The organism is Novosphingobium sp. NFX11 (assembly GCF_057376415.1).
In genome coordinates this window covers 2,506,078-2,528,931 of record NZ_CP080384.1, presented here as the reverse complement: position 1 = coordinate 2,528,931, position 22,854 = coordinate 2,506,078, and the positions used below count along the sequence as shown (strand labels likewise).

The 22,854-nt window shown below is 66.2% G+C and carries 12 protein-coding genes and 4 pseudogenes; 11 read left to right on the top strand and 5 right to left on the bottom strand.

Annotated features, from left to right (window positions below; genetic code table 11):
• Nucleotides 1-118: 118 nt before the first annotated feature.
• Nucleotides 119-2,871: pseudogene (locus tag KZO24_RS12965) on the bottom strand ([protein-PII] uridylyltransferase).
• Between the two features lie 265 nt (nucleotides 2,872-3,136).
• Between KZO24_RS12965 and lgt the strand changes: the two are divergent.
• From lgt to KZO24_RS12940, 5 genes are all read left to right on the top strand, one after another.
• Nucleotides 3,137-4,030: a prolipoprotein diacylglyceryl transferase gene (lgt, locus tag KZO24_RS12960; RefSeq protein ID WP_486486323.1), complete on the top strand. Its 894-nt coding sequence runs from the start codon at nucleotides 3,137-3,139 to the stop codon at nucleotides 4,028-4,030.
• Nucleotides 4,030-5,091, top strand: a complete 1,062-nt coding sequence (locus KZO24_RS12955) for a class I SAM-dependent methyltransferase (protein ID WP_486486322.1) — start codon at nucleotides 4,030-4,032, stop codon at nucleotides 5,089-5,091. The genes lgt and KZO24_RS12955 overlap by 1 nt, the downstream gene beginning before the upstream one ends.
• Nucleotides 5,091-5,579, top strand: a complete 489-nt coding sequence (locus tag KZO24_RS12950; protein WP_486486321.1) for a DUF2306 domain-containing protein — start codon at nucleotides 5,091-5,093, stop codon at nucleotides 5,577-5,579. The genes KZO24_RS12955 and KZO24_RS12950 overlap by 1 nt, the downstream gene beginning before the upstream one ends.
• A 311-nt stretch (nucleotides 5,580-5,890) precedes the next feature.
• A complete protein-coding gene (locus tag KZO24_RS12945) occupies nucleotides 5,891-7,315 on the top strand; it encodes a M16 family metallopeptidase (RefSeq protein ID WP_271181297.1) in 1,425 nt (474 codons plus the stop codon).
• 11 nt (nucleotides 7,316-7,326) lie between these two features.
• Nucleotides 7,327-8,712, top strand: a complete 1,386-nt coding sequence (locus KZO24_RS12940) for a M16 family metallopeptidase (RefSeq protein ID WP_271181298.1) — start codon at nucleotides 7,327-7,329, stop codon at nucleotides 8,710-8,712.
• Nucleotides 8,713-8,847: 135 nt separating this feature from the next.
• Here the strand turns inward: KZO24_RS12940 and KZO24_RS12935 are convergent.
• Nucleotides 8,848-10,883 (bottom strand): annotated as a pseudogene (locus KZO24_RS12935) (protein-disulfide reductase DsbD family protein).
• 98 nt (nucleotides 10,884-10,981) lie between these two features.
• Here KZO24_RS12935 and KZO24_RS12930 point away from each other — a divergent pair.
• The 4 genes and pseudogenes from KZO24_RS12930 (at nucleotide 10,982) to KZO24_RS12915 (ending at nucleotide 14,853) form a co-directional block, all read left to right on the top strand.
• Entirely contained in the window at nucleotides 10,982-12,652 is a 1,671-nt protein-coding gene (locus tag KZO24_RS12930) for an alkaline phosphatase family protein (RefSeq protein ID WP_271181300.1), read from the top strand.
• Nucleotides 12,649-13,890 carry an FAD-dependent monooxygenase gene (locus KZO24_RS12925; protein WP_271181301.1) on the top strand — a complete coding sequence of 414 codons (1,242 nt, stop codon included), beginning with the start codon at nucleotides 12,649-12,651 and terminating at the stop codon, nucleotides 13,888-13,890. Before KZO24_RS12930 ends, KZO24_RS12925 begins: the two co-directional genes overlap by 4 nt.
• A gap of 37 nt (nucleotides 13,891-13,927) precedes the next feature.
• A pseudogene (locus KZO24_RS12920) lies at nucleotides 13,928-14,374 on the top strand (methyltransferase domain-containing protein); the annotation flags it as partial.
• A gap of 56 nt (nucleotides 14,375-14,430) precedes the next feature.
• Nucleotides 14,431-14,853 (top strand): hypothetical protein, encoded by a 423-nt coding sequence (locus KZO24_RS12915; RefSeq protein WP_486487206.1) that lies wholly within the window; start codon nucleotides 14,431-14,433, stop codon nucleotides 14,851-14,853.
• A 1-nt stretch (nucleotide 14,854) separates the two neighbouring features.
• Here KZO24_RS12915 and KZO24_RS12910 read toward each other — a convergent pair whose 3' ends face one another.
• Both KZO24_RS12910 and gyrB read right to left on the bottom strand, forming a co-directional pair.
• Nucleotides 14,855-16,036, bottom strand: a complete 1,182-nt coding sequence (locus KZO24_RS12910) for a pyridoxal phosphate-dependent aminotransferase (RefSeq protein WP_486486320.1) — start codon at nucleotides 16,034-16,036, stop codon at nucleotides 14,855-14,857.
• Between the two features lie 130 nt (nucleotides 16,037-16,166).
• Complete coding sequence (gyrB, locus tag KZO24_RS12905; protein ID WP_486486319.1) at nucleotides 16,167-18,701, bottom strand: DNA topoisomerase (ATP-hydrolyzing) subunit B; 2,535 nt, start codon at nucleotides 18,699-18,701, stop codon at nucleotides 16,167-16,169.
• A 362-nt stretch (nucleotides 18,702-19,063) separates the two neighbouring features.
• On the opposite strand from gyrB, the gene KZO24_RS12900 reads away from it, so the two are divergent.
• Entirely contained in the window at nucleotides 19,064-20,062 is a 999-nt protein-coding gene (locus tag KZO24_RS12900; protein WP_486486318.1) for an acyltransferase family protein, read from the top strand.
• A gap of 655 nt (nucleotides 20,063-20,717) precedes the next feature.
• The gene (guaA, locus tag KZO24_RS12895; RefSeq protein ID WP_486486317.1) at nucleotides 20,718-22,277 is read left to right on the top strand and encodes a glutamine-hydrolyzing GMP synthase; all 1,560 of its coding nucleotides are present in this window, start codon (nucleotides 20,718-20,720) and stop codon (nucleotides 22,275-22,277) included.
• 128 nt (nucleotides 22,278-22,405) lie between these two features.
• On the opposite strand, the pseudogene KZO24_RS12890 reads toward guaA, so the two are convergent.
• Nucleotides 22,406-22,812, bottom strand: a pseudogene (locus KZO24_RS12890) (hypothetical protein).
• Nucleotides 22,813-22,854 lie beyond the last annotated feature (42 nt).

The window sequence follows — 22,854 nt, the reverse complement described above, 5'->3', positions numbered from 1 at the left end:
AACCTGTTGCGGTGCAACATGTGGGGCAGTGCGCGGTTCCTTTCAATGTGCATTTGCGAGAGGTTGTCTCCTCCACACTTCGTCATTGCTTCGCTGCGCTCGCAATGACGATGGAGGATCAAGCCACTGCTTCCTCCAGGCTCGGCTCGCTGGTGGCCTCCAGCAGACGCCGCTCGATCGCCTTGATGCGCGGGGCGGCGGTGATCTTCTCGCCCAGCAGGTCCGTCACGTAGAAGGTGTCCGCCGCCCGTTCGCCATACGTCGCGATATGGGCCGAGTGGACCATCAGCTTGGATTCGAACAGCGCATGCGCCAGCCGGTTGAGCAGCGCCGGGCGGTCGCGCGCATTGATCTCGACCACGGTGAAGCGGTTCGACGCCTTGTTGTCGAACAGGACGCGCGGGCGCACGTCGAAGGCGTCGGCGCGCGGGCGCGCGTCGGGCTTGGCGACCAGCTGCGGCAGGATCTTGATGCGGTTGGCGAGCGCGTTCTCGATGGTGAGTTCGAGGCGGCGCAGTTGCCCGTACTCCATGAACGGGCGGCCGAGCGGGTCCTGCACGAGGAAGTTGTCGACCGCGCGGCCGGTGCGGGTGGTGTGGATGCGCGCGTCGATGATGTTGCCGCCCGCCAGATGGATGCCCCCGGCGATGCGGTAGAACAGGCCGGGGTGGTCCGAGGCGATCACCGTCACCAGCGTCGCCCCGCGGGCCGGGTAGTATTCGGTCGAGATCGACAGCGGCTCGTCGTCCGAAGCATCGAGCTGGATGAGGTTGCGGGCGATGACGTCCTCGGGTTCGGCGATCCAGTAGGCGTCGCCGAGGATCGCGCCGACCTTCTCGACCAGCGCGGCATAGGCGCCGCCCATCGCCTCGACCTGCGCCTTCTTGGCCTCGACCCGCTTGGGACGACCGAACTCTGCGTGCCCGAGACGCAGGCGTTCCTCGGCTGCGCCGTAGAGCGTGGCGATCAGCTGGCGCTTCCACGAATTCCAGGTGCCCGGCCCGACCGCGCGGATGTCGACGATGGTAAGCACCGTCAGCTGGCGCAGGCGATCGACCGACTGCACGACCTCGACGAAGTCGGCTATGGTCTTGCCGTCCGACAGATCGCGCTTCATCGCGGTGGCGGAGAGCAGCAGGTGATGGCGCACCAGCCAGGAGACCAGTTCGGTCTCCTCCTCGTCCAGCCCGAAGCGCGGACACAGCTTCAGCGCGATCTCTGCGCCCAGCACCGAGTGGTCGCCCTTGCGGCCCTTGGCGATGTCGTGGAGCAGCACCGAGACGTAGAGCGCCCGGCGCGAACGGACTTTCTGGATCACTTCATGGGCGAGGGGATGATCGTCCTTCAGCTCGCCCTTCTCGATGCGCGAGACGAGGCCGATGGCGCGGATGGTGTGCTCGTCCACCGTGTAGTGGTGGTACATGTCGAACTGCATCTGCGCGTTGACGCGGCCGAATTCGGTGACGAAGCGGCCGAACACCCCCGCCTCGTTGAAGCTTCGCAGCGCGACTTCGGGGTTCCGGCGGCTGGTGAGCAGTTCCATGAACAGCTCGTTGGCGCGCTTGTCGCTCCGCACCTCGTCCTTGATCAGCGCGGCATCGCGGGAGATCAGGCGCAGTGTTTCGGGGTGGATTTCCAGGCCCTCGCGCTCGGCGAGGACGAAGATCTCGATCATTCGGACCGGATCGTTCTCGAACCAGTCGTCCGAGGGCGCGCGCAGACGGCCGCCGAACACCTTGTAGCCCTTGAGCAGCCGTTCGCGGGCGCGGAAACCCGCCAGCAGCCCGCGCGGCTGGCGCTTGGCGAACTGCTCGTCGAGCTGCGCGAGGAACACGCCGGTCAGGCTGCCGACCACCTTGGCCTGCAGGAAGAACATCTGCATGAAGCGCTCCACCGCGCTCTTGCCGGGGCGGTCGGAGAAGTTCATCCGCGCCGCCACCTCGCGCTGGAGGTCGAAGGTCAGGCGGTCTTCCGCGCGGCGGGTGATGGTGTGAAGGTGGCAGCGCACCGCCCAGAAGAAGTTCTCGGCGCGGCGGAAACTGCGGTATTCCTTGGCCGTCAGCAGCCCCACGTCGACCAGTTCGGCGGGGGAGCGGACCTTGTGGATATACTTGCCGATCCAGTAGAGCGCGTGAAGGTCGCGCAAGGAACCCTTGCCCTCCTTGACGTTGGGCTCGACGACGTAGCGGCTGTCGCCCATGCGTTTGTGGCGTTCCTCGCGCTCGGCCAGCTTTTCCACCACGAACTGGCGCTCGGTGCCGGAGACGACGTCCTTGAAGAAACGAGCGCGGGCCTCCTCATAGAGGTCCTGGTCGCCCCAGACGTAGCGGCCCTCCAGCATCGCGGTGCGGATCGTCAGGTCCGACTTCGACATGCGCACCATGTCGTCGAGCGAGCGGCTGGAATGGCCGATCTTCAGCGACAGATCCCACAGGAAGTAGAGCATCGCCTCGATCACCTGCTCGCACCACGGCGTCTGCTTGATCGGGGTGAGGAACGCGATGTCCACGTCGGAATGGGGGCCATTTCGCCGCGGCCATAGCCGCCCACCGCCATGATCGTCAGCCGCTCGCCCTTGGAGCGGTTTCCGGCTGGGTAGACGTTGGTGACGATGTGATCGTGGATCACGCGGATCAGCTGGTCGGTCAGGAAGGCCTGCGCCTCGGCGACCTCGTGCCCGGCCGAGGGCTTGGCGTCGAGGCGGCGGGCGATTTCCTCGCGTCCGTCGGCCAGCGCGGTGCGCAGCGTTTCGACGATATAACGCCGTCCCTTGGCGGCGCCGTAGGCATCCACCAGCTTCTCGATCGTCTGCACAAGTTCGCGCCGGTCGATCACGGAACGCGGGGAGGGGATTCGGATCACGCTGCTCATGGTTGGATGATCTAGTGGTTGGCGGGGAAGAGGGAAAGCATTCGTCGGAACAGTGCATGGAGTTACCCTGCTTCGTCATTGCGAGCGGAGCGAAGCAATCCAGGGCGGCCTTCAACTGCCCTGGATTGCTTCGCTCCGCTCGCAATGACGACGGGCGAGGTTGGCTCCGCATACGGACCATACCGCGCGAAAGTGAAAAGCCCGCTACCATCGCGCATCGCCCTATGCCAGAAGGCCGCGAAATGAAGTATACGAGGTCCGCCACTTGTCCCTGACACTGCTTGCCGCCGCCGCCCAGGCGCCAGAGCCCATCTACTGGGTCAACCTCGGCCTCAAGAACTACCTGTTCCGCATCGGCAGTTTCGAGTTGCGCTGGTATTCGCTGGCCTATCTGGCAGGCATCGTGCTGGGCTACTGGCACTTGTCGAGGATGATCCGCGAGCCCGGCGCCCCGCTGGCGCAGCGCCATGCCGACGACCTTTTCTTCTACTGCACCGTCGGCATCATCCTTGGCGGACGTCTCGGCTATGCCACGTTCTACACCGGCGGCAGTTCCGATATCCCGAGCCTGTGGCTGCACCCCGCCGAACTGGTGAAGCTGTGGCACGGCGGCATGAGCTTCCACGGGGGCCTCATCGGCGTGATCCTGGCGATGGCCTGGGTTTCGTGGCGCAACCAGCTGAGCCTGATCCGGGTGGCGGACTTCGTGTCGGTCTGCGTGCCCTTCGGCATGCTGTTCGGCCGCCTCGCCAACTTCGTGAACGGCGAACTGTGGGGCCGCGTCGTTTCCGGGCCGCTGCCCTGGGCGATGGTCTTCCCCGACGCCGGGCCGCTGCCGCGCCACCCCAGCCAGCTTTACGAAGCCGGGCTCGAGGGCCTGCTGATGATCATCGTCATGCTCACGCTCTATTGGAAGACGCGCGCGCGCTTCCGGCCCGGCCTGCTGGTCGGCGTCTTCACCACCGGCATCGCCTCGGCCCGCTTCATCGTCGAGTTCTTCCGCGAACCCGACGCCCAGCTGCAGCGCTTCGCGCAAGTCACCGGCCTGTCGATGGGCCAGTGGCTGACGATCCCGCTGATCCTGCTCGGCCTGTTCCTGATCGCTCGCGCGCTGGCCAAGCCCGAACTGTCCACCCGGCGTCCTATCGAGATAACCTGATGAGCGACGAAGCCGGGGGCGAAGACTCTCTGGCAGCCGTCTTCCGGCGGCTGATCGCCAGTTACGGGCCGATTTCGCTCCAGCAGTACATGGGCGAATCGAACGCCCGCTATTACTCCGGCAAGGACCCACTCGGCGGCGCTGGCGATTTCGTCACCGCGCCCGAAATCAGCCAGATGTTCGGCGAACTGATCGGCCTGTGGCTGACCGATATCTGGATGCGCGCGGGCGCTCCGGCGACGGTGCACTACATCGAGCTGGGCCCCGGTCGTGGCACTCTCGCGCGCGATGCGCTGCGGGTCATGCGCAAGCAGGGACTGAGCCCCGAGGTCCATCTCGTCGAAGGCTCCGGGGCCCTGCGCGCCAAGCAGCGCAAGGCAGTGCCCGATGCGCAGTGGCACGACGACATGGACAGCCTGCCCACCGACGCACCGCTGCTGCTGGTCGGCAACGAGTTCCTCGACGCCCTCCCGGTGCGCCAGATGGTGAAGACGGCGGCAGGCTGGCGCGAACGCATGGTCGGCCTCGAAGGCCACCGCTTCGTGCCGGTCGCCGGCGACCGCCCGATGGACGCCGCCGTCCCCGAGGCATGGCTCGAAGCGCCCGAGCAGACCCTGATCGAGACGTGCCCCGGCGCGGCCGCCGTGGTCGACGAAATCGCCCTCCGCCTTCAGGGGCAGGGCGGGGCGGCGCTGCTGATCGACTACGGCTACGCCGAAAAGCGCACCGGCTCGACCTTGCAGGCGATCCGTGCGCATACGAAGGTCGATCCCTTCGCGCATCCGGGCGAAGCGGACCTTACCTGCCTCGTTGATTTCGCGACGATGGCCGAAGTCGCCGTCGCGGGCGGTGCGCGCCATCTCGGCACGGTGACGCAAGGAGCATTCCTGCGCGCGCTCGGCATCGAAACGCGCGCCGCGCAACTTTGCGCTGTTGCACCGCAACAATCTTCTGCCATAAACTCCGACAAGGATCGACTGATCGACGAGGGGCAGATGGGGCAATTGTTCAAGGTCATGGGGCTGGCCGCGCAGAGTTGGCCGGACGGCGCGGGCTTCTGATGGCCAGCGTTGCCAAGTCCATCGCCCCCGATCGGCTTGAGAAGCTGCTCGGGGCACTGGCGCTCGTCATGCTGGGGTTCGTTGTGGTCGCGGTGCTCAAGGGCATGGCGGAGTGGGCGAACATCCCCGGCGTAATCTGGCTGCACTTGTTCACGATCGTCGTGGCGCTGGCGCTGACGCCGGTGCTGCTGTGGAAGCGGCGGGGCACGCCCGGCCACCGTGCGCTCGGCTATGCCTGGGCGGCGGCAATGTTCCTCACCGCCGTCGACAGCCTGTTGGTGACGACCAAGCCCGGTCACTTCAGCCTGATCCATATCCTCTCGGTCTTCACCATCGTCATGGTGCCGGTTCTGGTGCTCGCCGCGCGCAAGGGCAACGTCGCCCGCCATCGTCGCACGGTGCGCGGACTGATCATCGGCGCGCTGCTGATCGCGGGCTTCTTCACCTTCCCCTTCGACCGACTGCTGGGGCACTGGCTGTTCGGGTAGGGTCTTGTTCGGCCCGTTCCCTTTTTTCCGTCATTCCCGCGAAGGCGGGAACCCATCTCCTGTTAGTGCCGGTTGCGCGCACAACAGTTGGGTCCCCGCCTTCGCGGGGATGACGATGAAGTTTCAGGCGCCGCCCGACCGGAATTGCTCCGATCAACGCTCTGCAATCGCAAGCCGTTCGTCGATGGGGCAATGTCGCTTGTCGATTGCAAACCGGCTGCCTGCGGATAGTCTGGCACGCTCAAGCGGTTGCGCCACGGGCTTGCCTGCCGGGCCGCATCAACAGGGACACATCCGGGAGCACCATCGCCATGAGATTCGGCACCGTTCGTCGCGCCGTTCTGCTAGCCGCCGCCTCGCTGGCGCCGCTTTCCGCCTCGCCCGTGCTGGCGGCTCCCAAGGTCGCCGCAGCCCCGGCGCCCGCAAAGACACAAGTGCCGGTCGAGTACCACAAGCTCGCCAACGGCCTGAAAGTGGTGATCTCACCCGACCATTCGGTGCCCACTGCCACCGTCGGCGTCTATTACGGCATCGGCTTCCGCATCGAGCCCAAGGACCGCACCGGCTTCGCGCACCTGTTCGAGCACATGATGTTCCAAGGCTCGAAGAACCTCGGCAAAGCGGAATTCATCGGTCTCGTCAACGCCAACGGCGGCGTGCTCAACGGCTCCACCCGGTTCGATTTCACGAACTACTACGAGGCGATCCCCAGTAACACGACCGAGACGTTCCTGTGGGCCGAGGCGGACCGCATGAAGGGCCTCGACATCACGCAGGACAATCTCACCAACCAGCAGGGCGTGGTGAAGAACGAGGTCAAGGTCAACGTCATCAACCAGCCCTATGGCGGCTTCCCGTGGCTCGACCTGCCGCAACTGGCGAATACGAACTGGTACAACGCGCATAATTTCTACGGCGATCTCAAGGAGATCGACGCAGCGACGCTGACCGACGTGCAGCAGTTCTTCAAGGACTACTACGCGCCCAACAACGCCGTGCTGGTCGTTGCGGGCGACGTCGATCCGAAGCAGGTCATGGCCTGGACCGAGAAGTATTTCGGGCCGATCCCGGCCTCGGGCGCGCTCAAGTTCCCCGACATCTCCGAGCCGCGCCAGACGGCGGAGAAGCGCTCCGAAAAGACCGACCCGCTCGCGCCGCAACCGGCGCTGGCATGGGCCTATCACGTCCCGCCCAAGAACACGCCCGAGTGGGCAGCGATGCGGCTGATCGACCTGATGCTGATCCAGGGCGCGGACAGCCGGCTGACGCGGGTGCTGGTCAACCAGAAGGGCTATTCGGGCAACGTCTCGGGCGGGATCAACTGGCCGCTCGGCAGCGCCTACGACTACAATGGCCCGATGCTGTGGTCGGCATTCCTGATCCACGGGCCGGAAGTGACCGACGACGCCATCCTCGCCGACATCGACGCGGTGGTGAAGGACCTGCAGGACACCCTCGTCACTCCGGCCGAGCTTGCCCGTGCCAAGACCAAGGCGCGATCCGAAATCTACGATACCGTGGGCGATGGCTACCGCTTCGGGCTGGTCAACCTGCTCGCCAGCTTCGCGCTGTTCGACGACGATCCGGGGCGGATCAACCGGATGGAGGCGGAGATCGAGAAGGTCACGCCCGAACTGATCCGCAAGACCGCGCGTGAATACCTGCGTTCGACCAACCGTACCGTGATCAGCCTGAAGCCCGGCGCCGTCGCCGCGGCTCCGGCGGCCGCGAAGTGAGGGAGGGCATCATGATCCGGAATCTTCTCCTCTGCACCGCCGCGCTGGCGCTGACCGCCGCTCCTGCTTTGGCAAAGGAAGCGCCGCCCGCCCCGGCCGCGCCCAAACCCTTCGCTCTGCCGCCGCTGACCGAGTTCACGCTCGCCAACGGCATGAAGGTGACGATGGCCCAGCACGGCAACGTGCCCAAGGTCACGATCGTCGCCAGCGTACGCACCGGCAACATCGACGACGGCCAGAACGTCTGGCTCGCCGACCTCACCGGCGCCCTGATGCAGAAGGGCGCAGGGGGCCGCGACGCCTCGCAGCTGGCCGAAGCGGCTGCCGGGATGGGCGGTTCGCTGGCGCTGTCCACCGGGCTCGATTCCAGTTCGGCGATGATCGACGTGCTGGGCGAATCGACTCCCGAAGCCGTCGCCCTCGTCGCCGACCTGCTCCAGCGCCCCGACTTCAAGGCCGAGGAGCTGGAGAAGGTCCGCGCTGACATGCTGCGCAACCTGATGGTCGCGAAGTCCACCCCCGGCTCGATCGCGTCCGAGGCCTTTTCGGCGGCGCTGTACCCTGAGCATCCCTATGGCCGCACCTTCCCGACGCCGCAGCAGCTGTCGGGCTACACGCTGGAGCAGATCAAGGCGTTCCATGCCGCCAACTTCGGCGCCGCGCGAACGCACCTCTACATCGTCGGCCGCTTCGATCCGGCGACGGTGCGCGCGGCGGTCGAGAAGGCGTTCGGTGGCTGGGCGGCGGGCGCTGCGCCCACTGCATTGCCCGTGCCCGCCGAGCCCGCGCCCAGGGTCGTGCTGATCGACCGCCCCGGCGCGCCGCAGTCGACCGTGTGGATCGGCAAGCGGGTTGCCAAGCCCGGATACGACATGGATTTCCGCGCCACCAACACGCTGCTGGGCGGTTATTTCTCCTCGCGCATCACCCGCAACATCCGCGAGGACAAGGGTTACACCTATTCGCCAAGCGCCTCGCTCTCGCAGCGGGTGCAGGGCGCGTTCTGGGTGGAGGATGCGGACATCACCGCCGAATCGACCGGGCCTGCGATCACCGAGATCTACAAGGAGATCCGGCGCATGCAGGACACCCTGCCGACGCCGGGCGAAGTGCAGGGCATCCGCAACTACATGAACGGGACGTTCGTGCTGGGCCTGTCCTCGCGCGATGGGCTGGCGGGATCGCTGGCGAACCTCGACGTGCAGGGGCTGGGGGTGGACTACCTCAACGGCTACGTCGGCCGGGCGAGCGCGCTCACGGCGGCGGATTTCCAGACCGCCGCGAAGCGGGAGCTGCCGGTGGACAAGCTGAGCGTTGTGATTGTCGGACCGCTGGAGAGCGTGCGTACACAGCTTGAGAAAGTGCCGGAGATCGCGGCGAACCTGCCGAAGAAGTAAGCGTGATGGCACACCGTCGTCCCGGACTTGATCCGGGACCGGTGGCTATCTTTAGGTGGGCGCTGCCGCGCCGGGCGCCCTGAAGCTATGTGGGCTGTTCACTGCCAGCGGTCCCGGATCAAGTCCGGGACGACGTCATCTTGCCTTTTCCTCCAGCAGCGCGGGCGTAAGCACCTGAGGCAGTGTTTCGGCGTGCCCGTCGCGGCCATACCAGACGTAAAGGGGAACCCCCGCCGCGCCCTGTTCGGTGAGGTAGCGGGTGATCGCCGGATCGCGCCGGGTCCAGTCGCCGCGCAGCACCACGACCCCGGCCTTTTCGAAGGCGGCGCGGGTGTCCTCGCGCTCGATCGCGGCGGCTTCGTTGACCTTGCAGGTGAGGCACCAGTCGGCGGTCATCCACACGAAGACCGGCTTGCCGCTCGCGCGTGCCCTCGCCAGCGCCTCGGGCGAGAAGGGTCTGGCCTTGATGATCGAGGCTTCCTCTTGCGCCTGCGGGCGCGGCTCGGGCATCGTCAGCACGCCGACCGCCAGTACCGCCAGCGTCGCGAAAGCGGGCATGAGCGCGCGCTTTCCGCCTCGCTGCGCGCGTCCGACGAGGCCTAGCAGCGCCAGCACCAGCGCGGCCAGCGCGGCGACATAGGCGAGCGAGGCCGAGCCGCCGAGGCGCCAGATCAGCCACGCCAGCGCCAGCGCAGTCAAACCCATCGGCACGGCCATGACCCGCCGGAACGTCACCATCCATCGGCCCGGCCGGGGCAGGCGTGCGCGCAGGGCGGGCACGAAGGCGACGGCGAGGAACGGCAGCGCGATGCCGAGACCGAGCGTCGCGAACAGCGCCATTGCGGGCACGACCGGCAGCAGCAGCGCCGCGCCCATGGCGCTCGCCATGAACGGGCCGGTGCAGGGCGTCGCGACGAACGCGGCGAGCAGGCCGGTCGCGAAGGCTCCCTGCGGAGAGCCTGCCGAGGCGAAGCCCGGAACGGAAAACTCGAACAGACCCAGCAGGTTGGCGGTGATCGCGACCGCCAGCGCGAAGAGCGCGACGACGACGACCGGCTCCTGCAACTGGAAGGCCCAGCCGACCTGCTCGCCGCCAGCCCGCAGCGCCAGCAGCGCTGCGCCGAGGCCGAGGCAGGCGAGGATCACGCCCGCCGCGTAAGCCAGTCCCTCGATCCGCGCATGGGCCTCGCTTTCGCCCGCGCGGGCGAGGCTGAGGGCTTTGAGCGAAAGGATCGGGAAGACGCAGGGCATCACGTTGAGCAGCAGTCCGCCCGCCAGAGCCGCCAGCAGCAACCAAGGCAGGGCGGGGAGCTTGGGCGCTTCGCTTCCGACCAGCATGGTGCCGCCGCTCGGCACCGGGCCGGGTTTTGCGGTGAGGGCGATGCCGTTGCCTGCGGCGTCGAGGCGCAGGACGGCGTCGAATCCTGCGGCATTCTGCGGGGCGAAGCGGGCGCGGGGATCGTTACCAGCAGCATGTCGCCCTTGCGTGCGAAAGCTTGCGGAGCAGCATAGTCGATCAGTTTGTCCTGGCCGACGAAGAGGTGTGGGGCCTGCAGCGGCACCGACGCCGGGAGCGGGATGGCAAGGCGCAACGTCTTGTCATTCAACGAAAAAGTGGCCGGAGCATCGAGCGGCGCGGGCAGGCGCTGGGTCCATGTGTCGAAGCGCGGATCATGCGGCGCACCGGGCACGATCTCGGCCGCGAGTTCGGCGCGTTCGGGGACGCAGATCTGCTCGGTGCAGGCCAGCCACTGAGCCTTCACGCGCACCGGAATCCGCCCTTTTTCGGCAGGAACGGTGACCGGCACCAGCACCGCGTACTCGCTTTCGTAGACGTGGTTCATCAGGCCCTGAACCACCAGCGTCTGCGGCACCGGATAGCGCGGCTGCCCCGTTTTCACGCCCTCAGGCAGGTCCCACGACAACTGCATCCCAAGACCCGCATCGCCCGGATTGAGCCAGTATCCATGCCATCCCGCTTCGGGCGTCATGCGAATGGCGAGGGTGGTCTTGCCGTCCTTCACCGGCCCCGCGAGCAATTCCGCTGCGATATGCGTGGGGGCTTGCGAGGACGCTGCATGAGCGGGCACACAAAGGGACACAACGGCACTCAACAGCACCATGAGATGACACAGAACTGTCACAGGCAGTCGGTAGCGGCGCTTTTGCATGGTGCTCCGTGAGGTTAGGCGAGTCTTGCGCCTGATCGACGATCGCGTCATCGCAGCATCTGCATCCAACGCTCGGACTTTTCAAGGAACCTCCCCCGATGCGCCTCCCGCTCTCCTCGCTCGTTGTCGCTCTTGCGCTCGGCGCTTCCGCTCCCGTCTTCGCGCAGGAGGCCGCTCCGGCCCCGGCGGCGAAGGCTGCTCCCCAGGCACCCCCGAAGCTGATCGTCGCGATCTCGGTCGACCAGTATTCGTCGGACCTATTCCAGCAATATCGCGAGCGCTATTCCAAGGGTCTCAACAGACTGCTTAAGGGCGCGGTGTTCCCCTCGGGCTTCCAGTCGCACGCCGCGACCGAGACCTGCCCCGGCCACTCCACCCTGCTGACCGGCGTGCACCCCAATCGCACCGGCATCCTTGCCAACAGCTGGTACGTCCCGGGCATCGGCCGCGAGGACAAGGAGGTCTACTGTTCGGAGGACGAGACCAACCCCGCCAGCAATTCGCAGGATTCGGTCATCAGCCCGATGCACCTCAAGGCCCCGACGCTGGGCGACCTGCTCAAGGCGAAGAACCCCGCCACCCTCAACGTCGCCGTCTCCGCCAAGGACCGTGCGGTGGTGATGATGAGCGGCCATACCTCTGACGCCGCCTACTGGATCAAGGGCAAGGGCTTCGTCACCTATGACGACCGCAAGCCCTCCGCCGCCGCCGTGGCCGAAAACGCCGCCATCGCCAAAGCCGTCGAGGCGGGCGACGGCGACCTTCCCGTACCGGGCTGGTGCGCGCCTTACGACCACGCGGTCAACCTCGGCAGCTTCTCGATCGGCACCTTCCGCTTCGCCAACAAGGCGGGCGACTACAAGTCCTACCTCAATGGCCCGCGCGTAGACGACGTGACCACCGACATGGCGATCCGCCTGCTCGATGAGATGCCGCTGGGCAAGGACGACGTGCCCGACGTGCTCTCGGTCAGCTATTCGGCCAACGACAAGGTCGGCCACGCCTTCGGCACCGAGGGCGTCGAGATGTGCATCCAGCAGAACGTTCTGGACGCGACCATCGGCCGCCTGCTCGCCGCGCTCGACGCGCGCGAGATCGACTATGCGGTGGTGCTCAGCGCCGACCATGGGGGCATCGACGCGCCCGAGCGCCTCAAGTTGCAGGGCGTGCCCGAGGCCAGCCGCCTCGACCCCTCGCTGACCGAGAAAGGCCTGTCGGCCTCGGTCTCCAAGGCGACCGGCATCATCCCCAAGGACGGGCCGCTGCTTTATGGCGCGGGCAGCTCGGGCGACGTCTGGCTGAATGCGGGCCTGACGGCGGCGCAGCGCAAGAAGGTCATCGCCACGCTCATGACGCAGCTCAAGGCCAATCCGCAGATCGCGGGCGCCTATACCGCCGACGAACTGGCGAAGGTGAAAGTCCCCGCCGGTCACCCGCAGGACTGGACCCTGATCGAGCGCGTCGCCGCCTCGTTCGTGCCGGGCCGCTCGGGCGACGTGCTGATGATGACGAAGCGCGCGGTCGTTCCCGGCGTGGCTCCGCGTCCCGGCAGCGCCTCCACGCACGGCAGCCCGTGGGACTACGACCGCCGCGTGCCGATGCTGTTCTGGCGCAAGGGCCTGACCTCGATGGAGCAGCCCCAGCCGGTCGAGACCGTGGACATCGCACCGACCCTCGCCGCGCTCGTGGGCCTGAGCGAACCGGCGGGCACATGGGACGGAAGGTGCCTCGACATCTACGCCGGGGAGGCCGATAGCTGCTCGCGATGAGCGACTCGAATACGACTGGCACGGCGCCCGAAAGGCGCGATCTTATCATCCTGGGCGGCGGTCTCGTCGGCATGACGCTGGCGCTTGCCGCCGCCCGGGCGGGCATCACCGCCCATGTGGTGGACCGCGCCGACCCGGCGGATCTGGTGGCCGAAGGCGCGGACGGCCGCGCCTCGGCGATCTCGACCGCGAGCTGGAACCTGTTCACCAACATCGGCCTCGCGCCGGCGCTGGAGAAGCTGGGCTGCCCGATCGCCTCGATCGCGGTGACCGACGGCATGAAGCCCGGCCGCATCGACTTCACGCCCAAGGCCGAGGAAGGTTCTCTGGGCCGCATGTTCGCCAACCGCGACTTGCGCATCGCCCTGTTCGATGCGGCGCGCGGCGAACCGAACATCGCCTGGCACGTACGCACCGAGGCCGTGCGCAAGGATCGCGGCGCCCACGGCGTCGAGGTGGAACTCTCTGACGGACGGGTGATCCGGGGCTCGCTGCTGGTCGCGGCGGAAGGGCGCCAGTCGCCGACGCGCGACGAGGCCGGTTTCGCGCTGGCGAAGTGGGAATACCACCACCGCGCCTTCGTGACCGGGCTGTTCCATGAAAAGCCGCATGACGGCACCGCCTGGGAAATCTTCTATCCGGCGGGGCCGTTCGCGCTGCTGCCGCTGCTCGACGACGAACAGGGCCGCCACCGCAGCGCGCTGGTCTGGACCGTGGCGGAAAAGGATGCGGCGGGCGTCATCGCCATGCCCGATGCGATGTTCGTGAACGAAGTGTTCGAGCGCATGCACGGCATCTTCGGCAAGATCGAACTCTCGGCCCCGCGCATGAGCTATCCCTTGCGCTTCCACCACGCCGGGCGCGTGGTCGAGGAACGCCTTGCGGTGATCGGCGATGCCGCTCACGGCATGCACCCGATCGCCGGGCAGGGCCTGAACCTCGGCCTGCGCGATGTCGGCGCGCTGGTGGAAGTGCTGGTCGAGGGCATGCGCCTCGGCCTCGAGCCGGGTGATGCGCAGTTGCTGGCGCGCTATGAAAAGTGGCGCAGTCTCGACAGCCTGATGGTGATGGCGGCGACGGATGGCCTCACCCGCCTGTTCGGCATTCCCGGCCGTACCGCCAGCGCCGTGCGCCGCCTCGGCATGGGCGCGGTGCAGCGCACCCCGCTGCTCAAGCGCTTCTTCATGGACGAGGCGCGGGGCATGTCGGGCAAACTGCCGGAACTGCTGCAGGCGTAAGCGCCTGCCATTTCCTCATTGCTTCGCTGCGCTCTCAATGACGGGGCGGGTGGGTTGCACTCCGCACCGGGCGCTCCTAGTTGATAATAATTCGCAACTAGGAGTGATCATGACGAAACCGGCGGTCTATCAGGTCAGCGACTGGGTCGGCAAAAGCGGCGACAACTGGGTGAGCAACCAGCGCCGCCTCGATGCGATGCTGGCGGCCTTCGGTGAAGCCGCGATCGCCGCTGCCGACCCGCAGCCGGGCGAGCATGTACTCGACGTCGGCTGCGGCGCCGGGGCGTCCAGCTTCGTGCTGGCCGACCGGGTGGGCGCCGAGGGCCGGGTGCTCGGTCTCGACATATCGCCCCAGCTCCTCGAGCGCGCCCGCGAACCGGGCCATGGCGCCGTCGATTTCGCACTGGCCGACGCCGCCACGGCCGAGCTTGCCGCGCAGGCCTACGACCTGCTGTTTTCGCGCTTCGGGGTAATGTTCTTCGGCGATCCCGCCGCCGCCTTCGGGCACATGCGGGGGCGCTCAAACCCGGTGGGCGGCTGGTGTTCGTATGCTGGCGCGGGGCGGCCGAGAACGACTGGGTGCGCCTGCCGATGGGGGCGATCCGGGGTATCCTGCCGCCGCAGGGCGCCCCGGATCCAAAAGCGCCGGGGCCATTCTCGTTCGGCGATCCGCTCCGGGTGGAGCGCCTGTTGGTCGAGGCGGGTTTCGCCGACATCGCCCTTGCGCCGTTCGATGCGCAGATACCCTTCGGCGAGGGCGTCACCCGCGAGGCCGCGAACGACGATGCGCTGGACATGGCCTTCGCGGTCGGCCCGTTGTCCCGGGCGCTGGCTGATCAGGATGAGGGCGTGAAGGCGCGCTGCGCCGAGGCCGTGCGCGCCGCCTTCGCAGCGCGACCGGGCGAGCGATCGGTCCTGATCGACGGCGCCGCGTGGATCGTCACGGCCCGCAATCCGGGGTAGGTCAGGCCGTCAGGATGCGGTCGAGCGCCAGCCGGAACTTCGCCATGTCCTCGGCCGAACCCACGGTGATCCGCGACATCTGCGGATAGGCGCTCCACGAGCGGCCGATCTGCACGCCTTGCGCCAGAAACGCCTCGCTCATCTGTTTGGGCGAACGGTCGCTCCATCCGAGAAGGAACATGTTGGCGCGGCTGCCGGGCAGCACTTTCAGGCCGCGTTTCGCGACATGTGCCAGGGTTTCCTCGCGCGCGGCTTCCATCTGGCTCCGCCGTGCGGCGATCTCGTCCGTCTGCGTCAGCGAGGCGGTGCCGCAGGCGACGGCCGTGATCGGCAGCATCATCGTCACCAGATCGCCGTCGTAGCGCATCATCCGCCTGTGCAGCGCGGGGTCGGCCACCGTCAGGCCGAGGCGCATGCCCGCCATGCCAAACAGCTTGGAGAAGGAGCGCATCAAGATCACGTCGCTGCGCGTCGCGGCAAGCGGCATCGCGCTGGGCGCTCCGGCGAAGTGGAGGTAGGCTTCGTCTACCAGGACCACCGCGTCCCTGGGCTTGGCCGCGAGCAGCCACTCTATGTCGGCAAGCGGCGTCAGCGTGCCGGTGGGGTTGTTGGGTGTGCAGATGTAATAGAGCCCGGCGTTCGGATCGGCAGCCAGCATCGCGCGCACGTCGTGGGCGTTGCTCGGCGCCAGCGGCACTTTCGAGACCTTGGCCCCCAGCCATTCGCCGACCTGCCAGATCGGCTCGAAAGTCGGATCGGCGGTGACGATCCCGCGCGTAGGGGACGCAAACGTGACGGCAATGCGGGCGAGCGGATCGCTCGATCCCGGCCAGGCGATGACGCGATCTGCAGGCACCCGTTCGACCATGGCGACGGTGTCGCGCAGTTTCTGGATCTCGCCGTCGGGCTCGTAGCGGTTGCCTTGGCTGACTGCCTTCATCGCCGCCTCAACTCCGGCGGGGAAGGGGCCGGTCCAGCACTCGTTGGCGCCGATGCGCACGGTTCCTGCAGCCGCCTTGGGTACTTGCGCGAAGGCAGGCCCAAAGCCTGGCATGGCCTGTGCCGCCGCGATCCCGCCGCCCAGCAGCGCGGCGATCCGTCCGAAGCTGCGCCGGTCGTAGCCGCGAGTGACGAGGTCGTGCTTCAGGTCGTCGTCAAGGGAAAGAGGAGGCGTGTCGGGCATGGGCGGCTCCAGCTGTGCGATTGCAGCATGATGCCTCAGCAAGCGCGCAAGACAAGAGCGCCCACGCAAAAGGGCGGGAGTGCATCCAGTGCGCTCCCGCCCTTGCAGATTATCAGAGCCGCCGCGCGGATCAGACGTCGAGGTTGGCGACGTTGAGCGCGTTTTCCTGGATGAAGTCGCGGCGCGGTTCGACGATGTCGCCCATCAGGCGGGTGAAGATCTCGTCCGTCACGTCGGCGTCCTCGACCTTGACCTGCAGCAGCACGCGGTTCTCCGGGTCCAGCGTGGTTTCCCAGAGCTGTTCCGCGTTCATTTCGCCCAGACCCTTGTAGCGGGCGATCGACAGGCCCTTGCGACCGGCGGCCAGCACGAGTGCGAGGAGCTGGCTGGGGCGGGTAATGATATCCGCGCCCTGGGTCGGACGGGCAGCGACGACGGGTTCTTCCTCGCCGTCTGCATCCACGGTCGCCTCCGGCTCCGCCTCTGCGGCGCTGGCGCGCACCAGCCGTGCAGTGCCGGCGTAGACTTCGGCGTTCTCGGCCGCGAGGCGGGCGAGCTTGCGGGCCTCGGCGCTGGAGAGGAAGCTGCCTTCGATCTTGTGGTGATCGGTGACGCCGCGCCACAGGCGTTCGACCTCGACGGTGCCGTCTTCGGACAGGCGGGCCGACCAGCGGGCCTCGGTGTCGCCGCGATCGAGCCATGCCGCGGTGCGGGTGAGGGCGGCGCTGCGGGCCTCGATCGACAGGTCGGGCTCGAACACGCCGGCGAGGCCCAGTGCCTCGATAATGACGGGGTCGTAGCGGCGGGGCACGAAGGCCATCAGGTTGCGCATGCGGATCGCGTGCTCGACCAGCGCTTCGAGGTCAGGCCCAAGACGCGCGCCGCCCGAGGTTTCGAGCACGCGGCCGTTGAGGCCGGCCTCGACCAGATAGCGGTCGAGGTGGGCACCGTCCTTGAGGTAGACCTCCGAGCGACCCTTCGACACCTTGTAGAGCGGCGGCTGGGCGATGAAGAGGTGCCCGGCGCGGATGATGTCGGGCATCTGGCGATGGAAGAACGTCAGCAGAAGGGTACGGATATGCGCACCGTCGACGTCTGCGTCGGTCATGATGACGATCTTGTGGTAGCGCAGCTTGTCGAGCGTGAAGTCGTCGCGGATGCCGGTGCCCATCGCTTGGATCAGCGTGCCGACTTCCTTGGACGAGATGATGCGGTCGAACCGCGCGCGCTCGACGTTGAGGATCTTGCCCTTGAGCGGGAGGATCGCCTGCGTCTTGCGGTCACGCCCCTGCTTGGCCGAGCCGCCTGCCGAATCGCCCTCGACCAGGAACAGTTCGCAGAGCGAAGGATCGCGCTCCTGGCAGTCGGCCAGCTTGCCGGGCAGGCTGGCGATGTCCATCGCGCCCTTGCGGCGGGTCAGTTCGCGGGCGCGCTTGGCGGCTTCGCGGGCTGCGGCGGCGTCGATGATCTTCTGGACGATCGACTTGGCGTGAGCCGGGTTCTCCTCCAGCCAATCGTTCATGCGGTCCGCCATCAGGCTTTCCAAGGGCTGGCGCACTTCGGAAGAGACCAGCTTGTCCTTGGTCTGCGACGAGAACTTGGGGTCGGGCAGCTTGACCGAGACGATCGCGGTCAGACCCTCGCGCATGTCGTCGCCTGTCAGCGAGACCTTCTCTTTCTTGAGCAGGCCCGACTTCTCGGAATAGTTGTTCAGCGTGCGGGTCAGCGCCGCGCGGAACGCGGCGAGGTGCGTGCCGCCGTCACGCTGCGGGATGTTGTTGGTGAAGCACAGGACGTTCTCGTAATACGAATCGTTCCACTCCAGCGCGACATCGATGCCGATGCCATCCCGCTCGGACGAGATCGCGATGGGCTCTGCCAGCAGCGCGGTCTTGTTGCGGTCGAGGTACTTCACGAAGGCCGCGATGCCGCCTTCGTAGAACAGGTCGTGCTCCTTGATCTCCTCGTGGCGCTTGTCGCGCAGCTTGATGCGCACGCCCGAATTGAGGAACGCCAGTTCACGGTAGCGGTGCTCCAGCTTGTCGAAGTCGAACTCGGTGACGTTCTTGAACGTGTCGGTCGAGGCGAGGAAGGTTACGCGGGTGCCCTTCTTGAAACCGTCGTCGTCCGGGTTCTGCTCGGCCTTGGGGGCGGGGCCCTTGACGATGAGCGGCGCCACGGCATCGCCGTGCGCGAACTTCATCCAGTGCTCCTGACCGTCGCGCCAGATGGTGAGTTCCAGCCATTCCGACAGCGCGTTCACCACCGAGACGCCGACGCCGTGGAGACCACCCGACACCTTGTAGGCGTTGTCGTCCGAGGTGTTCTCGAACTTACCGCCCGCGTGGAGCTGGGTCATGATGACTTCGGCGGCGGACACGCCTTCCTCGGCATGGATGCCGGTGGGGATGCCGCGCCCGTTGTCTTCCACCGAAACGGAGCCGTCGGGGTTCAGTTCGATCAGGACCAGGTCGCAGTGCCCGGCGAGCGCCTCGTCGATGGCATTGTCCGAAACCTCGAACACCATGTGGTGCAGGCCCGAGCCGTCGTCGGTATCGCCGATGTACATGCCGGGGCGCTTGCGCACCGCGTCGAGGCCCTTGAGGACCTTGATCGAATCGGCGCCGTAGGAGTTCTGGTTCTTGTTTTCGGGATTGCTGGCCATGGCGAGCATATAGGGTCTGAGGGGGCAAACCCAAGCGAAACCGGCTTGGCCGCGGTGGTTTTCCACAAGGGTGCGACAGCCATCCGACCATGCTGCGGCGAACCGACGCGGGTGGTCGGTTGGGGCGCCTCCGGTTGGGGTGATGAAGTGCCTGATCAGAATTAAATATCTGTAATTCTCAAAACGAAGGCGATGCAATTGATTGCTGTTCGTGTGCGACTTACGAAGGTTAACACTCGCATAAGTAAAACGACGTAGCATCACTCTCGAACCAGGGGTGAGATTACGTGACGACAGCAATTTCCCGGCGAGAACTTGTCTGGCCAAATCTTGCCAAGGCAGGGTGCATCCTGCTGGTGGTTATGATGCATCTGGGCGAGCAGATCGCGCATATGCCGTGGGCGGATCAGGTTGAACTGGCGGCGGCATGGCATGTCGTGAACGGTTTCATCCGTCCGGTGCGCATGCCGTTGTTCTTCCTCGTCTCGGGGATACTTGCATCGGATTCGATCATGGAGCCGCGGCCGGATACGCAGCGCAGCCGGTTGGTGAAGCCGCTCTATCTCTATTTCGTCTGGGCAATGATCTATCAGATCCTGGCGCCGATCGATCCCGTGGGCTCGTGGTTCGAGGTCGCCATGACCAATCGCTTCCTGCCGGCGCTCCTGTTGACGCAGGTGTCTTGGTATCTGGTGGCGCTCGGCATGTATTACCTGCTGACGCGGATCACCCTGCCGCTGCCGGTCTGGACGACATTGCTGCTCTGCGCGGTTCTGTCCGTGCTGGGCACTATGTTCGAGGGGCAGCTTGCCGCGCACGAGCCCAAGATGCTGCGGTGTGCGATCTTCTTCGTCGCCGGCGTGCGGATGAAAGGCGAGGTGCTGGCCTTCGTGGAACGGGCGACGGCATCGCGGGTGCTCGTGCTGGGGGCGGCATACCTTGTTGGTGCGGCAGTCGCGCTGAAGTCTGATACGTTTCTCCTGCCGGTGGATGTCCTGGCGGTCGCGGCCGGGGCGATGCTCTGCATGCTCATCGCGCGGCGCGGATCGGCGCTGATCCGCCCTGCGTCCTGGCTGGCGAAGCGGACTTTGCAGATCTATCTCATGCACTTCCTGCTGATGCCGGCGCTTGCCTTCACAATCGAACGGTGGGCGCCGCCGCTTCTCGGCAGTATCTGGGTCGGCGCGGCCTATCCGCTTCTAGCGGTGCCGCTGCTCGTGGCCGGGTGTCTCGCGGGGCATGTCGTGCTGGTGCGCACGCGCGCGGCCGAGTGGCTGCTGGATCTTCCGACATGGCGCATGCCGGGGCAGCTTGCGGTCGAGGATCGCAGTATCCCTGTGTCGTTGAAGATGGCGGCCTGACGGGAGAGAATACGCCGCCCATACGAAAAAGGCGGCCCTGGGGCCGCCCTTCTCATGGGTAATTCAGGGTAACGCCACCAAGGCCTGAAATCAGGCGAGGGTGAGCGCAAACGCCAGCGCGCTGGTGCCCAGCGCGGCAGCGAACCCGAACGTCCGGTGGACGAGGGTCATAATAAAGCTCCTGCAAACATTTTTATCGTTTCATCGCATGTGAGGAGCGTTCCGGCGCTCCACCTTGCGTGCCGCATGAAGCGTTCCGGCGCCTCTTGCTGCGATGCGGCAAATAGCGATGCACAAAATTTGCGCAAATTCAAAAGGGGCAAGTTATGTTGCACATCTTGCAACCGAGCTTCGGTTTGACGTGCGTGATACTCAAGTCATCGTCCAAAGTGACCGGTTTTCCGTTGATGGCATTATCGCTTTACCGATCCGGTCGCCCTGACGGCCGATCGCATTCGTGCTCCGACAATGCATTTGCCTAAAAATTAGGCAGCTATCGCTGGCGCGGTAAATGCTGCAATGCGAACTCGAAATCGCGGGACATTCGGCGCACGAATGGAAAGCTGCCTCGAGGGCGTGCCGGGCGCAGTAATGATGCGTCATCCGGCTCGTTTCGGGGCTGGACAGCAAACGCGCGCGCGACTAGTGGCTCGCCATGAATATCCAGCCCACCGAATCCGTTCTGATCGTCGACTTCGGCAGCCAGGTGACGCAGCTGATTGCCCGGCGCGTTCGCGAGGCCGGCGTCTATTCCGAGATCGCCCCGTTCAACGCCGCCGAAGAAGCCTTCCACCGCATGAACCCGGTGGGCGTGATCCTGTCCGGCTCGCCAGCCTCGGTGCTGGACGAGAACGGCCCGCGCATTCCTGACGTGATCCTGGAAAGCGGTCGCCCGATTCTCGGCATCTGCTACGGCCAGCAGTCGTTGATGCACCAGATGGGCGGCGAAGTGACCGGCGGCGACGCCGGCGAGTTCGGCCGTGCCTTCATCGAGATCGGCGACGAGTGCGCGCTGTTCAACGGCCTGTGGAAGGTCGGCGAGAAGCACCAGGTCTGGATGAGCCACGGCGACAAGGTGACCAGCCTCGCTCCGGGCTTCCGCCCGGTCGCATCGAGCGCAGGCGCGCCCTTCGCGGTGATCGCCAACGACGAGAAGCGCATCTACGCGATGCAGTTCCATCCGGAGGTCGTGCACACGCCCGACGGCGGCAAACTGCTCAAGAACTTCGTGCGCCATGTCTGCGGCCTCGCCGGCGACTGGACGATGGCGGAATTCCGCAAGACCAAGATCGAGGAAATCCGCGCCCAGGTCGGCGAGGGCCGCGTAATCTGTGGTCTTTCAGGCGGCGTCGATTCGGCTGTGGCGGCCGTCCTCATTCACGAGGCGATCGGCGACCAGCTCACTTGCGTCTTCGTTGATCACGGCCTGATGCGCATGGGTGAGGCCGACCAGGTCGTCAGCCTGTTCCGCGGCCACTACAACATCCCGCTGGTCCACGTCGATGCCTCGACGCTGTTCCTCAAGGGCCTCGAAGGCGTCACCGACCCCGAGGCCAAGCGCAAGTTCATCGGCAAGACCTTCATCGACGTGTTTGAGGACGAGGCGAAGAAGATCGGCGGCGCCGAATTCCTCGCGCAGGGCACGCTTTACCCTGACGTTATCGAGTCGGTGTCGTTCACCGGCGGTCCTTCGGTGACGATCAAGAGCCACCACAACGTCGGCGGCCTGCCCGAGCGCATGGACATGAAGCTCGTCGAGCCGCTGCGCGAACTGTTCAAGGACGAAGTGCGCGAACTCGGCCGCGAACTGGGCCTGCCTGATGTCTTCGTGGGCCGTCACCCGTTCCCCGGACCGGGCCTCGCCATCCGCATCCCCGGCGAAGTCAGCCGCGAGCGCTGCGACATCCTGCGCAAGGCGGACGCGGTCTATCTCGAGGAAATCCGCAACGCGGGCCTCTACGACGCGATCTGGCAGGCCTTCGCGGTGCTGCTGCCAGTCAAGACGGTGGGCGTCATGGGCGACAGCCGTACTTACGACAGCGTCTGCGGCCTGCGTGCGGTCACGTCGACCGACGGCATGACTGCGGATATCTACCCCTTCGACGCCGCGTTCCTCAGCCGCGTCGCCACCCGCATCATCAACGAGGTCAAGGGCATCAACCGCGTGGTCTACGACTACACCTCGAAGCCGCCCGGCACGATCGAGTGGGAATGATCCCGTTACAGCACTGAATATCCGACGCCCGGGCCATCACGGTCCGGGCGTTTTCGTTTCAGGCGTTCAGAAACGAAGAAAGCGGCCGGGGAGGTCCCCGACCGCCTTCTTCGTGCGACCGCTCAGGCTCAGTTGGCCGATGCGACCTTCTTGTAGGGGACGAAATCCTGCAGGCCGACGAAGCCGTTCCACATGAAATTGGCGTTGCGGTCATGCAGTTGCACGGTGTCGAGGCGACACAGCTGCGACGTATACAGCTTGGTCACCATGACATCATCATCGTCCAGCCGGTCGGCATTCGTCGGACGGTTGACGTAGAGCGTGCCGCCGACCCGGTAGACGATCGCGGTCTTGTCGATCACGGTCGTGTTCTGGGTCTGCGAATAGGGATGCAACTCACCGGCTTGCCGGCTTCGCGCCCGTCCAGCATCTTGGCGAGCTGTTGCTCACCGGTCAGCTTGGTGCGGGCCTCTGCGGCAGGCATGGCGAGCAGCGAAGCGACAGCGAGTGTCGCGCAGATCGCAAGCGTCTTCATGGCCTTCTTCCTCAGTTGACGCACCCCGCGTTGATCTTGTGT

Bases quoted from the DNA above. Each gene is read 5' to 3' on its own strand.
- KZO24_RS12910 (WP_486486320.1), bottom strand. From the start codon at position 16,036: ATGCCCGACACGCCTCCTCTTTCCCTTGACGACGACCTGAAGCACGAC.
- KZO24_RS12900 (WP_486486318.1), top strand. From the start codon at position 19,064: ATGATGCATCTGGGCGAGCAGATCGCGCATATGCCGTGGGCGGATCAG.
- gyrB (WP_486486319.1), bottom strand. From the start codon at position 18,701: ATGGCCAGCAATCCCGAAAACAAGAACCAGAACTCCTACGGCGCCGAT.
- guaA (WP_486486317.1), top strand. From the start codon at position 20,718: ATGAATATCCAGCCCACCGAATCCGTTCTGATCGTCGACTTCGGCAGC.
- KZO24_RS12945 (WP_271181297.1), top strand. From the start codon at position 5,891: ATGAGATTCGGCACCGTTCGTCGCGCCGTTCTGCTAGCCGCCGCCTCG.
- KZO24_RS12940 (WP_271181298.1), top strand. From the start codon at position 7,327: ATGATCCGGAATCTTCTCCTCTGCACCGCCGCGCTGGCGCTGACCGCC.
- KZO24_RS12955 (WP_486486322.1), top strand. From the start codon at position 4,030: ATGAGCGACGAAGCCGGGGGCGAAGACTCTCTGGCAGCCGTCTTCCGG.
- KZO24_RS12950 (WP_486486321.1), top strand. From the start codon at position 5,091: ATGGCCAGCGTTGCCAAGTCCATCGCCCCCGATCGGCTTGAGAAGCTG.
- KZO24_RS12925 (WP_271181301.1), top strand. From the start codon at position 12,649: ATGAGCGACTCGAATACGACTGGCACGGCGCCCGAAAGGCGCGATCTT.
- KZO24_RS12930 (WP_271181300.1), top strand. From the start codon at position 10,982: ATGCGCCTCCCGCTCTCCTCGCTCGTTGTCGCTCTTGCGCTCGGCGCT.